The 14915-nt window shown below is 42.0% G+C and carries 11 protein-coding genes; 9 read left to right on the top strand and 2 right to left on the bottom strand.

The features are described from left to right. Nucleotides 1-97 precede the first annotated feature (97 nt). The gene (locus tag ACUNWA_RS06810; RefSeq protein WP_445591138.1) at nt 98-601 is read left to right on the top strand and encodes a DUF4252 domain-containing protein; all 504 of its coding nucleotides are present in this window, start codon (nt 98-100) and stop codon (nt 599-601) included. A 12-nt stretch (nt 602-613) separates the two neighbouring features. Continuing rightward, nucleotides 614-808, top strand: a complete 195-nt coding sequence (locus ACUNWA_RS06805; RefSeq protein WP_445591137.1) for a PspC domain-containing protein — start codon at nt 614-616, stop codon at nt 806-808. 2 nt (nt 809-810) lie between these two features. Here the strand turns inward: ACUNWA_RS06805 and ACUNWA_RS06800 are convergent, their stop codons facing one another. Together ACUNWA_RS06800 and ACUNWA_RS06795 are read right to left on the bottom strand one after the other, a co-directional pair. Beyond that, the gene (locus tag ACUNWA_RS06800) at nt 811-2166 is read right to left on the bottom strand and encodes a sensor histidine kinase (RefSeq protein ID WP_445591136.1); all 1356 of its coding nucleotides are present in this window, start codon (nt 2164-2166) and stop codon (nt 811-813) included. Beyond that, nucleotides 2163-3530, bottom strand: coding sequence for a sigma-54-dependent transcriptional regulator (locus tag ACUNWA_RS06795; RefSeq protein ID WP_445591135.1), 1368 nt, complete (start codon nt 3528-3530; stop codon nt 2163-2165). Before ACUNWA_RS06795 ends, ACUNWA_RS06800 begins: the two co-directional genes overlap by 4 nt. A gap of 180 nt (nt 3531-3710) precedes the next feature. Between ACUNWA_RS06795 and ACUNWA_RS06790 the strand changes: the two genes are divergently transcribed. From ACUNWA_RS06790 to ACUNWA_RS06760, 7 genes are all read left to right on the top strand, one after another. Further along, nucleotides 3711-5054, top strand: a complete 1344-nt coding sequence (locus ACUNWA_RS06790; RefSeq protein WP_445591134.1) for a TolC family protein — start codon at nt 3711-3713, stop codon at nt 5052-5054. A gap of 67 nt (nt 5055-5121) precedes the next feature. Further along, a complete protein-coding gene (locus tag ACUNWA_RS06785; RefSeq protein ID WP_445591133.1) occupies nt 5122-6378 on the top strand; it encodes an efflux RND transporter periplasmic adaptor subunit in 1257 nt (418 codons plus the stop codon). A gap of 112 nt (nt 6379-6490) precedes the next feature. Continuing rightward, nucleotides 6491-6853: a four helix bundle protein gene (locus ACUNWA_RS06780; protein WP_445591132.1), complete on the top strand. Its 363-nt coding sequence runs from the start codon at nt 6491-6493 to the stop codon at nt 6851-6853. A gap of 66 nt (nt 6854-6919) precedes the next feature. Beyond that, nucleotides 6920-7618, top strand: a complete 699-nt coding sequence (locus ACUNWA_RS06775) for an ABC transporter ATP-binding protein (protein WP_445591131.1) — start codon at nt 6920-6922, stop codon at nt 7616-7618. 83 nt (nt 7619-7701) lie between these two features. Next, nucleotides 7702-10095, top strand: coding sequence for an ABC transporter permease (locus ACUNWA_RS06770; RefSeq protein ID WP_445591130.1), 2394 nt, complete (start codon nt 7702-7704; stop codon nt 10093-10095). A gap of 68 nt (nt 10096-10163) precedes the next feature. Further along, nucleotides 10164-12494 carry an ABC transporter permease gene (locus tag ACUNWA_RS06765; protein ID WP_445591129.1) on the top strand — a complete coding sequence of 777 codons (2331 nt, stop codon included), beginning with the start codon at nt 10164-10166 and terminating at the stop codon, nt 12492-12494. A gap of 21 nt (nt 12495-12515) precedes the next feature. After that, the gene (locus ACUNWA_RS06760) at nt 12516-14906 is read left to right on the top strand and encodes an ABC transporter permease (protein WP_445591128.1); all 2391 of its coding nucleotides are present in this window, start codon (nt 12516-12518) and stop codon (nt 14904-14906) included. The last annotated feature ends 9 nt before the right edge of the window (nt 14907-14915 follow it).

Raw genomic sequence — 14915 nt, 5'->3', positions numbered from 1 at the left:
GAACAGCATTAAAAACAGTTTGTGTCCTTGTGTTTTAAACTTTCCGGCGGCTGGCTTCCGGGCCGGCCCCGGTAAGGGCACCGAAAAAATTAAAGCCATGAATATTCGATCAATTCAAATTCTTTACGTTGTTTGCCTGCTTTTGGCGAGCACAAGTTTAATGGCGCAAAGCAAGTGTGATAAGTTATTCGATACATTTCAAAATAAACCAGGAGTGACTTATTTTGCTTTCACTAAGAGCATGACTGATGCCTTCAATATTGATTTGGATGAAGAAGGCAAAACCATCAAAGGTGATCTGAATGAAATTCGCTTTCTGTCTTACAATCCTGAAAAAGGGCAGTTGACAGGAAAAGAATTTATACGCAAAGCTACGGGCTTGTTGCCACGGGCTTACGACCGTATTGTGGAGGTGGACGATGAAAACGATGCCGAAATCTGGATGCTTGGAAACAAGCGCAAGGCATCTGAATTTCATATTTTCATTCGGAATGAATCGGACGATGACAGGCAATTTTTAATTTCCTTCTTCGGAAAATTTGATTTGGAAGATGTTGAGGGTGTCCGCAAAATCGGTTTAAATTTATCTAATGACAATTAAAAAATGAACGCTATGAAACGATTAACTAAATCATACGACAAAAAATTAGCCGGTGTTTGCGCCGGAATATCCGAGTATTTTAATCCGGAGCTGGATCCGATCATTGTGCGCATTGGCTTTGTGGGGCTTTGCATCTTTAATCCCCTGATGCTGATTGCTTACCTGGTGCTGGCTATTGTACTCCCGGACCCGGGAATAGTAAACTAATATTATTCATTAAAAAGCATACAAAACAGGGTTTCCTTATGGGGAGCCGACCGAACCCGTAGGCTGCCATTGTGCAGCCTTAGTATTTGGCGCGAAAGGCTCAGCCCAATACCATTGCCGTTTTCGCGGGTGGTAAAAAACGGAACGAAAATTTCGTCGAGCAGCTCTTTGGGTATTCCCGGGCCATTGTCTTTGACACACACTTCCACCTGTCCGTTTTTGTTCCGGCCGGCCAGTAAATCAATTTGGGCATTGTCTGTTTCAACAAGTGCTTCGCGCGAATTTTTAATCAGGTTGAGCAAGACTTGCGAAATCATTTTCTCATCCGCATGAATCATCAATTCGGGTGACTCCAGGCTTATCTTGAGTTGAATGGACGAATCCGGATGCTGGGCCTTGTTTAGCAACAGCATTTTCTCCAGCAGATCGTGAACATGAACGGGCTTTTTCTCTGGTTTTGGCAGGCGCGTCAGCTTACGGTACGATTCCACAAAGGTAATCAAACCCCGCCCTTGCTCCTTGATCACATCCAGTCCACGGATGGTCGTATTAATCATCTTCTCATTGACTTTTTGGGGCGAGATGGCTTGCCCGTCTTTCTGGAAAAAATTGCTCAAACTCTCAGAAAGTGAGGTGACCGGGGCAATGGAATTCATGATTTCGTGGGTCAGCACCCGAATCAGGCGCATCCACGAGTCCAGTTCTTTTTCATCCAGTTCGTTGTTAATATCTTGAACTGAAAGCAAGGTCAGCGTTTGCTCGTTATTTTTAAACGAGTTGGCTTTGATGGAAATCGTCACTTTTCCCTGCTTGCCATTGAAGGTGACCAGTTTTTGACCTTGTTGCTGAACCTGAGGTAGCGTCTTAGCCAGCTGTTGATCCACTTTAGCCAGTTGTTTCAAGTGAGTAAATTGTTCCAGTCCCAATAGCATTTTCACAGCACTGTTGGCATGAATCACAAATCCCCGTTCATCATAAGTCAATATGCCGGTTCCAACATGCTCAATGAGTGCCCGAAAGTATTGCTCCTGCTGTTGATTCTGTATTTGGATCCGTTGAATTTGCTGGTTTACTTCGGTCAGATGTCGGTTCAGTTCCTGAATGATTTTGTCATTCTTATGAGCCGGGAGGGCCAGGCTAAAGTCTTCATTCTTAATGGCTTCAAAGAAATAGTTGATTCGTTCATTTACACGGTTCTGGTAACGAATAAGATTGAAGACTAAGCCAGTCAGGAGAAGGGTTAAAAAAGCGCTTAGGAACCAATGCTGTAAGGCAAATGCCGTCCAGCCAATGCCAATGGCTATCAGGATAATCAAAAGTATCCGGCTTAATAGGTTGACTAAAAATGACTGGTTCATCCGATTTTGAATTTTTTCATTTTATTGTAGAGCGTTTGTCGCGTAATTCCCAGTTGTTCGGCAGCTGCTGTAACATTGCCCGGGTTTTTCTCCAGCGCAAGGAGGATCAGTCGTTTTTCCATTTCTTCGAGTCTGAGTGAGTCGGTTTTATTTCGACATCCTGTTAAGGGATTCAGAAAAAAATCATCGGCTTTCAGAATGTTGTTTTCACTCAGAATTACCGCTTTCTCAATGCTGTGTTCCAGCTCGCGAATGTTGCCCGGCCAGTGATACTTGAGTAGTTTGTCTTGTGCCTGGTTGTTCAGTTTTAAGGCAGGTTTGTCGTACTTGTAGGTGTATTTCTTCAGGAAGAATTCAGCCAGCACCAGGATGTCATTTCCCCGATTGCGCAAAGGGGGAATTTCAATTTGAATGGTGTTAATCCGGTAAAGTAAATCTTCGCGAAACAAGCCTTTTTCAACCAGCTCGGGCAGGTTTTTATTGGTGGCACAAATCAGCCGGATGTCAACAGGGATGGACTGGTTTGAGCCGATTCGGGTGATTTCGCGGTTTTGGATGGCCGCCAGCAGTTTGGCCTGCAGGTGAAACGAAAGGTTGCCAATTTCATCGAGGAATAGCGAGCCCTTGTTGGCTACTTCAAACTTGCCAGCCCGGTTTTCGCGGGCATCGGTAAATGCGCCTTTCACATGCCCAAACAACTCGCTTTCAAACAACGATTCGCTTAGAGCGCCCATGTCAACGCTTACCAGCATTTCGTCTTTTCGGTTCGATAAGCGATGAATTTCCCGGGCAATCAATTCTTTTCCCGTTCCATTTTCTCCGGTAATTAAAATGTTGGTGTCTGTTTTGGCTACTTTGCGCACAACTTTCAGCACCTGCATCAATTCGGGTGAGGAGCCAATAATAAATTTCTCCTCGCGATTGATCACTCTTTTCAGCTCTTTTTCTTTCAACTTCAGGTGCTTTACCTCTTCGCGCGACAGGCTTAGCTGGATGGAAGAGCGAATGGTAGCCAATAGTTTGGTATTGTCCCAGGGTTTTAAAATGAAGTCGGTAGCACCTGACTTTAATGCTTTCACCGCCAGCTCCACATCACCATAAGCCGTGATGAGGACAACCGATAAATCGGGATGGTTTTCCTTGATTTGTTGCAACCAGAAGATGCCCTCATTGCCTGTGTTTACCCCGGCCTTAAAGTTCATGTCCAGTAGAACCAAGTGGTACTGGGTTTTGCGCAGTTCGCTGGTAATGAGGTTGGGGTTCGACAAACATTTCACGTTGTCATATTCCGAAGAAAGTAAGATCTCAAGCGCACTTAGCACGCTTTTGTTATCATCAACTAGGAGGATATTTCCTTTGGGCATTTTTTTTATCAAAATTAGAGTATGAAAGAAGGAGGTGCAATGATTTGTCAAATATTTTTACAGAAACATGTCAATATATTTTACAGCTGTAGAAAGTTTGTTTTTTGTTATTGCTGGTAATGAGGCTTATGTGTGTTTGGCATTGTAATGGTTAGGTTAATGGTGTTGAAAAATAAAAATATGACGGCGATTAGAAAAATAGTAGGGATAATCTTTCTTTTTTTACTGGTGGGGTTCACTCAAGGGCAGGAGAGCTGGAGCCTAAATAAATGTATCGACTATGCCTTGGAGCACAATCTGACGCAGCATACTTACGAGTTAAGCCAGCAAGCGGCAACCATCGATGCCGCCCAGTCGAAGTTGAATTTATTGCCATCCTTGTCAGCTTCTTCGTCGGCCGGACTAAGCATCGGACGATCGGTTGATCCGAATACCAATGATATTGTCAATACCGAATTTTTTAATAATTCGAACAGTTTGAGTTCCAGTCTGGCGGTATTTCAGGGGTTTGTTCAGCAAAACCGGATTGCGTATTCAAAATTCAGACTCGAAGCGGCCAAGTGGGAGAAGGTGAATCATCAGGATGATTTGGCTTTTTCAATCTTGATGACGTATTACGATGTGATTTATTATCAGGGAATGGTGGCTATTGCCCGCGAACAACTTCGTTTGTCGGAGATCAATTTGAAGAAAGCAGAAATACTAATAGAAACAGGTTTGAAAGCCAAAATGGATCTGGCTGAGATGCAAGCTACCTACGAAAAGGAAAAACTGAACCTTCTGCAGTCGGAAAATAAGTTGGAAGAGGTGACGTTAAGGCTTGGCAAGGAAATGAATTTACCTGCTGAACGATTACAGCAAGTGCAGATTGAGGGCGGAGAACCGCCTGTTGCAGCCGATATGTCGGTGGTTGCCGACTCTCTTTATTCCTCGTTTGTAGCACTTTCTCCCTATGTAAAAATTGCGGAAGCCGAATGGCAGGCTTCAGCTAAAGAGGTAGCGATCAGTCGTGGGCAGTTTTTTCCTTCCGTTTATCTCAATGCTTCCATTAATACGGGCTATTACGAAACCTATCGGGATGCCGATGGCCGAACGATTTCGTTTCGCGATCAGCTGGATAATAATCGAAGCCAGTATGTTGGGGCTTCCATTGCCATTCCGATTTTTGCACGGAACCAGGTGCGGAGTCAGTTTCGGAAAGCCAAGCTGGCCGAGGAACAGGCGCGCACACGACTCGAAAATTACAGGCAAACGGTGTATTACGAATTGTTGAATAATAGTCGGGATTTGCAGGCTTTCTTTCGCGAATACATTCAAACCGGCAAGCAGGTTGAAGCTGATCAACTGGCCTATCGGGTGGCACAGCGCAAGTATGATGAAGGCTTGATTGATGTGATTGAGTTGCAGGCGGTAAAAAACCGCTTGGCCAAAACAGAAGGTCAACGCTTGCTGGTCCAATTGCAATGGGAGATTAAGCTTAAGGTTGTGGACTTTTACAAAGGGGTCCGCTTTTGGGAGAAATGATCGGAAGGAGAAGGGAGAAAGGAGGAAAGGGAGTTAACGGTAGAATTTGAATTAAAATTTTTTAGCAATGACAATGGATCGGGTAATAGAAAAGAAGAAAGGGCTTAAAAAGAAGCACTTTTATATGGCAGGCGGAGTAATTGTTTTTTTGTTTATGCTGTACCAGTTGGCTTTTACAGAGCATAAGTCGGTATTTCGGGCCGAGCAGGACAAGCTGACCGTGAGCACCGTTGAAGATGGTCAGTTTAACGATTATATCACCATTATTGGGCAGGTTGAACCGATCAGCACCATTTATCTCGATGTGGAAGAAGGCGGAAAAGTGGAAGAAATTTATATTGAAGAAGGAGAGATGGTGCAAAAAGGGGATGTTATTTTGAAGCTCAGAAACACGGACCTGAACACCACCATTATGAGTAGTGAGTCGCAGTTGGCTTACCATGCCAACGAACTGAGAAATACCCAGATTCAGATTGAGCAGCAACAGATACAAAACAAACAGCAAAAGCTTCAGATTGACCTGAAAGTTATTCAGGCCAAGCGAAAGTTTGCGCAATACGAACGTCTGTTTAAAGAAGAATTGGTTGCCAGAGAAATGTTTCTGCAGGCCAAAGAAGAGTATGAGTTAGCCCAAAAAGAACAGGAATTGACTTATCAGAAGATGGTTCAGGATTCGATCTTTCGGGCCAACCAGCGCATCAGTATGGATGAGAGTCTCGAAAATACGCGATTGAGTTTGAAAATGGCCAAAGAGCGCTTGGCAAACCTGAATGTAAAGGCCCCGGTTGATGGCCAGCTTGGTTTGCTGGATGCCGAGATCGGTCAAGCCATTTCTCGTGGGCAGCGACTGGGCTTGGTTCATATTTTAACCGACTTTAAGATTAAGGCCAGGATTGACGAGCATTACATTGACCGGGTCCGGCGTGATTTGGCGGCCGCTTTTGATCGGAATGGCGATGATTACCAATTGAATGTGCGAAAGGTGTATCCCGAAGTTCGGGAAGGGCAGTTTGAAATTGATCTGGTATTTGAAGGTGAAAAGCCGGATAATATTCGCACCGGACAAACTTATCACATCAAACTGGAGCTGGGGCAGTCGGAAAAAGCCCTGTTGTTGCCTCGCGGAGGCTTCTTTCAAAGCACCGGTGGGCAGTGGGTATTTGTGTTGAATGAAAACGGTACCGAAGCCTTGAAACGTCCGATCCGTATTGGCAAGCAAAACCCGCAGTATTACGAAGTGCTGGAAGGCCTTGAGCCTAGCGAAAAAGTAATCACTTCCAGCTACGAGCTGTTTGGCGATAATGAGAAGATTGTCTTCAAGTAGCAAAGGGCAAAGGGCATGGGGCAGAGAGCATGGAGCAGTGGGGTGTGTTGACTAAATAAGTGATAATCAGACGAAAATTCATAAATTGAATAAAACACTTAAATTTTTAATTATGGCACATTTTAGATTTATGGATTTAGATATTTGGAAGGAGGCAATTACATTGAATGATCAGCTTTTTGATTTGGCAGAGGAGATGGGAAATGCAAAAAGTTATAGAGTAGCAGAACAACTAAGAGCTGCATCATTGAGTATTTCTAATAATATTGCAGAAGGTTCGGGCTCTTTTTCCTCAAAGGATTTTGCTAACTTTTTGAATATGGCACGACGCTTAGTTTTTGAGGCAGCCAATATTTCATCTGTAGCTTTCAGGCGTCAATTTATGGATGAAGAGCAATTGAATCAAGTCTTAACTGATTTAGACTCTTTAAGTAGAAAAATAACGAATTTTAGAAAATCAATTTTAAGAAACTGAGCAAATGTTTTGGGTGCTGATGTTTTACTCTCTGCCCCATGCCCTTTGCTCTATACTATTACAACTATGATAAAAACAGTAGATCTAACCAAAGTATTTCGTACGGAAGAGATTGAAACTAGTGCGTTAAATCAAGTCAACCTGCATGTAAAAAAAGGGGAATTTGTTGCCATTATGGGGCCTTCGGGATGTGGCAAGTCCACCTTGCTAAACATTGTAGGGCTGCTGGACAACCCTTCGGACGGTCAGTATTATTTCGATGGTCAGGAAGTGGGCCAGCTGAAAGAGCGTAACCGCACCCAGCTTCGCAAAGGAAACATCGGTTTCGTGTTTCAAAGTTTTAACCTGATTGATGAGTTGAATGTCTACGAAAATGTTGAGTTGCCACTTATTTACTTGAAGCTGAAAGCGAGTGAGCGCAAGGCAATGGTTGAGCGGGTGCTGGAGCGCATGAAAATCAGTCACCGGCGCAAGCATTTTCCACAACAGTTGTCTGGCGGTCAGCAGCAGCGTGTAGCCATTGCCCGTGCCGTAGTGGCTAATCCAAAACTAATTCTGGCCGATGAGCCTACGGGTAACCTTGATTCGAAAAACGGACTGGAAGTGATGAACCTGCTTACCGAATTGAACCGGGAAGGGACAACCATTGTGATGGTAACTCACTCGTTGCATGACTCAGAATTTGCCCACCGGGTGGTGAATTTGTTCGATGGACAAGTCATTACCGAAGAGGTGAAAATGCAACTGGGAGAGGTGCTGCTGTAGCAAGGAGTTAGGGCTTCGTGAGCTGGTATGCTGCCACTCGAAACCCGGTGGAAGCCCTGAGGGGTGAATAAAAAAATGGAACTATGATTAGACACTATCTAAAACACGCTTTCAGAACCTTTAAGGCGAATCGTTTGGTTTTTGCAGGCAGTATATTTACCGTTTCGCTTTGTGCGCTTTGTATTTCGTTGTTGTTTACTTACATCCACAACGAATTGTCGATGGATGATTTTCACAAACGAGAAAAGGATATTTATCTGTTAACGGTTCAGCAATCGGCCGAAAGTCAGTTGGAGGCAATTGAGGCCAATTTGTTTTTTGGGTTTAATTATAAGGATTATCCCGGAATTGAGAATTTTACAGGTGTAAAGAAATTTACCAAGGGTGAGTTCCTTTTCAAATACGAAGATAGGTCTGTTTCTCCCGAAGGAATTGTGGTCGACAGTACTTTCCTGGATATTTTTGATTTCAAGCTAAAAACAGGAGATCGAGGAGCTGTGTTGAAAGAACCGGATGCAGTGCTGTTTACCGACCGGTTTGCCAAACGGTTGTTTGGTGCCGAGAATCCGATGGGGAAGATGGTTAAAATGTCGGGCAAAGTGCAACGAAATTATACGGTAAAAGGAATTATCGAAGTTCCTCCTTCCAACAGTTCCATTACTTTCGACTTTATTCTGCCGGAGCATTCCGCTTCATTTAGTCGTTCGGGTGTTAATTTTATTTTGGTTGATGGCGGTTTCGATAAAACCGGTTTTGTGGAGAAAATAAAGAACCTGGGGCATCAACATCCGCAGTTTAAAAGCAGCCGCATGGATGTGATGGCTCTCGATGAAATATACAACAACGACTCGGGGGCTTCATTTAACGGGCTTTTCCCAAAACATGGCAATCCTAAAAACATCTATATTTTATTTGCTATCGTAGTGGTTATTTTCGTTATCACACTGCTTAACTTTTCAAATTTGCAGATCATCAGCATTAATTCATCTGTTAAAAACATTGGGATCAATAAAATTTCAGGAGCAAGCCAAGAGCATGTTTTTTATCAAAAGCTGACAGAGTTGGGTGTGCTTATTTGTTTGTCAGCAATACTGATTTCCGGAGCTTTTATTTTTGTGCTGCCACATTTTAACCGGATAACAGGAGTTGAACTGAACCCGGAAGCCTGGCAGGTATTTTTGCTAAACCTGGTTATTTTGTTGGGCCTTGTTTTGGGTGCAATGATTTATCCTTCGGTGTTTTACCTGCGAATATCAGTTGTTAAAATCCTGAAAAATCAAATTTTATCAGGGAATAAATTGGCGGGAAGGAATGTGGTGGCCACGATTCAGTTTACACTTTCTCTGATTTTGCTGATAGCTTCTATTGTTGTGGTAAAGCAACTTCATTTAATGTTGGATAAAGATCTTGGATTTCATTCTGCAAATATTATTACGACTAAACTTTTTTATGAGCAGCCTTTCCTAGATAATCAGGAAGATCGTGCTGCACAGCGAGAAGAATCGAAGAGAAATTTTCAGTATGTAATAAATGAATTATCAGCCAGTAGTCTTATAAAGTCTTTCACGCAAGGTAAGTCGCCCATCAATACCAATTCCATGCCTTGGAAGCTGCAGGGGGATGACCGAGATTATGCTTCAGCTAATTTTTTGGCAGTAACTCCCGATTATGCTACAACGCTGGATTTACAGCTAGTGGAAGGTCGCTTTTTTGAAAAAGAGAAAGATAAGCAGCGGGAGAAAAAAATAGTGATTAACGAGGCAGCAAAGAAGCATTGGGGAATAGAAGATATCTCTTCTGCAAGAATTTTAAATAAGTATTGGTCCCGTTCTGATGATAAGAATTCCGGTTTTGAAATACTTGGTGTTGTAAGAGATTTTAACTCCGAACACTTGTCGGTAAAGCCGCGTCCCTTGGTTATGATGTATTTCGAAGATATTGAAGCCAATTTTATGATCCGATTTGAGGATGGAGCTGCGCAGCAAGGAGTTCAGTTTGTGCAGGAACTGTTTCGTGAGCTTAACCCCGGAGAAACGTTCGAATACTCTTTTTTATCCGACGACATTGCAGCCATGTACCAGAAAGAAAAACGACTTAGTGAGATCTATATACTTTTCACGTTTATTGCTTACCTGATTTCGTCGGTCGGCTTATTTGCCATTTCTCTTTACGATACACGCAGCAGAATAAAAGAAATCGGTATCCGCAGAGTAAACGGCGCCACGATTATCGACGTGATGGCGATGCTGAATAAAGACTTTGTCAAATGGGTGACCATTGCTTTTGTACTTGCTTGCCCGATTGCCTGGTATGCCATGAGTAGATGGCTGGAGAACTTCGCCTACAAAACCACCTTGAGTTGGTGGATTTTTGCCTTGGCCGGCATACTTGCGTTAGGAATTGCGCTGCTAACCGTTAGCTGGCAAAGCTGGCGGGCAGCCACGCGGAATCCGGTGGAAGCGTTGCGGTATGAGTGAGGTTTCCATTCTTACTGGTTTGAGAAAGAAAAAACGATTGATATCAATAACAATACATAGAAATACAGATGTTTTCAAAAACAAATTTAAACCTGATCATCCGCAACTGGAGGCGGAATAAAGTCTTTACGATTATCTCTATTCTTAGTTTGATTATTGGACTTACTTGCTGTAACCTCTTAATTGCATTTGTAGCCAATGAGTGGCAAATTTCTGAGGGTAGTCCAGCTAAAGACCGGATATTTTTACTGAAAAGTGACAATCCGATGGATGTGCAGAGCAAAGAAAAAACCTCCTTCATTTTGCCTGCATTGCCCTCCATGATGAAAGATCGGTATCACGAAGTTGAAACTTTTTGTCGGTTTAAACGTGTGGATGAAAGTGCCATTTTTGAGGCTGATAAGTTTAGGTCGGATAAACTCTTGCTTGTTTATACAGACAAAGACCTTGATCGTTTTTTCACCATCCCTACGCTTTATGGCGATGTGGCAAAAACTCTTTCAAGACCTGGAGAGGCTGCAGTGAGTGCCAGCAAAGCAAAGCTCATTTTTGGTGACACCAATGTTGTCGGAAAGACTTTTTCACTCCATGAAAATAACAATACAGCTCTCTATACAATCACAACCGTAGTTGATGATTCGGAGGCTGCTTCTTTTCTGAAATTCGATGTGCTACTGCCTATCGATTTAGGTTCTTATTATGGTGGAGTAACTTTTGTAAAGCTCGATAAAAAAGCTTCGTCAGCCTCTGTTTTGGCACAAATGAAGAAAGATGGCAGTGTGCTTCCTAAGCTAACACAGGAATGCCAATATTACCTCCAACCGCTTACGGATGTGTATTTCGATACGAGTGAAACACAAAGCAGCTGGGAGTTTCTGATGCATCGGGATCGTTCTTTTTTGTACATAAGCATACTCGCAACAATTGCGATTCTGTTTATCTCCTGCTTCAACTATATGAATATGTACTTAGTCCGCATGTTTCAAAATGGAAAGAACACCGGGATTCAAGAAATATTGGGGGCGGACAAAAAGCAACTCGGAATTCAGCTGGTTAGTGAAACATTTTTAGCTGTTTTTTTGGGATTCTTACTGTCATTTATTCTCGTAATCTTGCTTCTTCCGGTATTCAATTCACTGTTTAATGCTTATGTTTCCTTGTCTTTTCTTGCCAACAGAATGGTTATTGCGGGTTATCTTATACTGCTGTTTCTGCTTATCGCAATACCGTCCTTGTATCTATTCGTCAGGATGGCTAGAAACCAATCTTTTCAATTTCTGAAAAATGACACTCCGAAGCATAAGGCAGGGGTTGTCAATGGTATGGTGGTTCTGCAATTTACGATTTCCATTATTCTGATTGTTGGCGCAATGATGTATTCCAAACAATTGGTTTTTATTACAGAAACATCCAATATCGATAAATATATTATTCAGATTAACGGGGGCGACATTTCCGGATTAAAACTCAAAGCATTTAAAAATGATATTACTGCATTAAGTGGAGTTCAGTGCGGAACGCTGTCAAGCACCGGTTTTTTGAATGCATGGATTGCAATGAACGACGATAATGTTTCGGTACTGACCTATGCTTTTGACAGCGATTTCTTAAAAACGCACAGCTTCAGGCTAATTGAGGGTGAAATATTTTCGAAGAGTGAGTCGGTTGGAAGTAAGCAGGTCGTTGTAAATGAGACATTCATTCGGAAATATGGCATCGATGATCCGGTTGGGAAGACCTTGCCTGTTTTTGATAAAAGCCTCGTTATAAAAGGTGTAATTGCTGATTTTTATACAGAGCCATTCAGTAAACAGGTCAAACCAACAATTATTTCTCTGTTCAATCCTGAAAAGGGAAGCAGTATTCAGGTCCTTCAGTTACGATTAAATGCGAACGGGTTAGCACCAACAATGGCAGAGATAAAGAAAAGGTGGGAGGAATATTTCCCCGATAAAATTTTCAACTACACTTTTATTCGTGATGAGTTTGAACAATTGCATAGTAACTACTCGAAAACAGCAAGGATAATTGGCTTCTTTACGATTATCAGTCTTTTCCTTACAGCTTTCGGCTTGTTTGGGATGACTTGGTACGCTGTTGATCGTCGCACCAAAGAAATTGGCATCCGTAAAGTGAACGGCGCCACAATATCAGAAATTCTGACCATGCTGAATAAGGACTTTGTGAAGTGGGTTGCCATTGCTTTTGTGCTTGCCTGCCCCATTGCCTGGTATGCCATGAGTAAATGGCTTGAAAACTTTGCCTACAAAACCACCTTAAGCTGGTGGATTTTTGCCCTGGTCGGCCTGTTGGCTTTGGGTATTGCGCTACTAACGGTTAGTTGGCAGAGTTGGCGGGCAGCTACACGGAATCCAGTAGAGGCGTTGAGGTATGAGTAATTAAAAATAAGCTTGATCGATATGTATAACCTAAGAATATCAATAAGAAGACTGCTTAAGGATAAGGCTTTTTTGCTCACTAATATCTTTGGTTTAGTAATTGGCATTATGTCATTTCTCGTTTTATTTATCCATGTTTCAAATGAAAAAAGTTTCGACAAGCATATTGCGGGACACGAAAACATTTACCGAATCAGCTCGACTGCCAAGGGCAATCCCAGCAAATGGGCACGTAGTTTGGGCATTGTTCACTCCGCATCTTCTGAAATTCCGGAGGTTGAAATGGCGACCCAGTTTATACATAGCCCTGTTGGAACCATAAACATCGGTGACAACTCGTTTCAGCAGAAAGATATAATGTGGGTTGACAGTGCTTTTATTAAAATGTTTGAAGTTAAAGCCAAAGTAGGCGACTTGTTGGAATTGGAGAAGCCAAATACTGTCTTTATTTCAGAAGATTTTGCTCGTAAACACTTTGGTAGCTTAAATCCGGTGGGGCAAATCATCAAATTTGAAACAGCCCAGTATATGCAAGATATTGGCGATTATGAAGTTCGTGGAATAGTAAAAAACACCTACCCAAAAACACATTTTAAATACGAATTGCTAGTGTCGCAAAAAGGTAATATGCAAAAAGCTTTTGAAAAAACATTACCCAACCTAAAAGTTCAATGGGCTTACAATTATTTTAAACTTCAAAAAGGTGCATCTCCCGAATTAGTTGCCAAAAAGATAGCAGCTTTTTGGGATAAGAGTTCTTTAAAACAAGAAGGTGGACCTAAAGAATTCGATTTTTCATTGTTCCCAATGGACGATATACACTTGAAATCGGATTTCCGTTTTGAATTGCGTGAAAGTTCAAGTAAAATTAATATTTCATTGTTTGTAATCATATCCTTTGTAATTCTGTTGGTTTCTTTACTAAATTTTACCAACCTCACCATTGCCAAACTTATTAAACGTTCAAAAGAACTGGGCTTAAAAAAGTCGATTGGGGCTAACCAGTGGCAAATTATAAAGCAGGTATTAACCGAAGTATTGATTGTTTGTATACTGGCTATTGGTGTTTCATTGTTATTTATTCAGGTTGCAAACCCCTTCATTAACCAATTGTTTGACATTGATTTTAAAGTATATTACCACGAACCAGTTATTTACTGGAGTACATTGGCGGTTATTGGATTGTGTCTAACGATCATAGCCATTTTTATTGCTGTATTTTTTCTAAGTAGAAATTCCACCATTGATATCCTTGCCCAACGGAATAATTTCTTGGGAAGCTATTTGCTAAAAAGCCTTTTGGTCGGGCAGGTTACGATTGTAATTGTTTTAACATCAGGCACTTTTTTGGTAAACAAACAAATTGACTTTGTATTAAACAAACCTTTAGGCTTTGAGAAGGAAAATATAGTTGTTCTGCACATGAAGGATCTGAAAAAGGATGCAGGTGTTTTTACAAAAGAGCTCAGGAAGCAAAGTCAGGTGACCGAAGTTGGAATGGCATATCAGTATTTCGGATATCCGACACAAACATTGTCACTTGAAGATTTAGGTATTGAAGGAACCGCAGAGTTAGTTTTTGCCAACTATGATTACCTTAAAACTATGGATGTTAAGTTGATTGAAAATTGGATAAATCCCACTGCCGATACTGTTAGAGGAATGGTGATAAACAACCATTTATACAAACGTTTAATGGAGAAACACGGAAGTATAGAAGCGCTTAACGCTTACCAGCAATCGCAAGTTGCGCAACGTGGAGAAAACAATTATCAGGCTATAAAATTTATTGGAGTAGCTGAAGATTTTAATTACAACTCAGCTCACGAAAACATAGGTGATTTTGTTTTTAGATTGGATGAAGCAAGAAACCGTGCACGCTTTGCTCATATCCGATTAGGCAATGGGAGTTTGCATGCTGGCATGGATGCCATAAAAAAGGTATGGAACGAGTATTATCCCAACCAGGAAATGGATTACTTTTTTATGGATGAAAAAATAGCGCAACAATACAAAGCAGAATCCATCCTAAGCCGCATTCTTTTTGCTTTTTCAAGCATTGGTATATTGATTAGCATAATCGGAATTAGTGCATTGGCATTATTTATTTCGCAGCAACGCACCAAAGAAATTGGCATCCGTAAAGTCAATGGCGCCACAATTTCAGAAATTCTAACCATGCTGAATAAGGATTTTGTGAAGTGGGTTGCCATTGCTTTTGTGCTTGCCTGCCCCATTGCCTGGTATGCCATGAGTAAATGGCTTGAAAACTTTGCCTACAAAACCACCTTAAGCTGGTGGATTTTTGCCCTGGCCGGCCTGTTGGCTTTGGGTATTGCGCTACTAACGGTTAGTTGGCAGAGTTGGCGGGCAGCTACTCGCAACCCGGTGGAGGCACTGCGGTATGAGTGAAAAGGTCAG

This window comes from Sunxiuqinia sp. sy24 (genome assembly GCF_052677165.1).
Note: the sequence above shows the minus strand (reverse complement) of the source record. Positions and strands in the feature narration are given on the sequence as shown.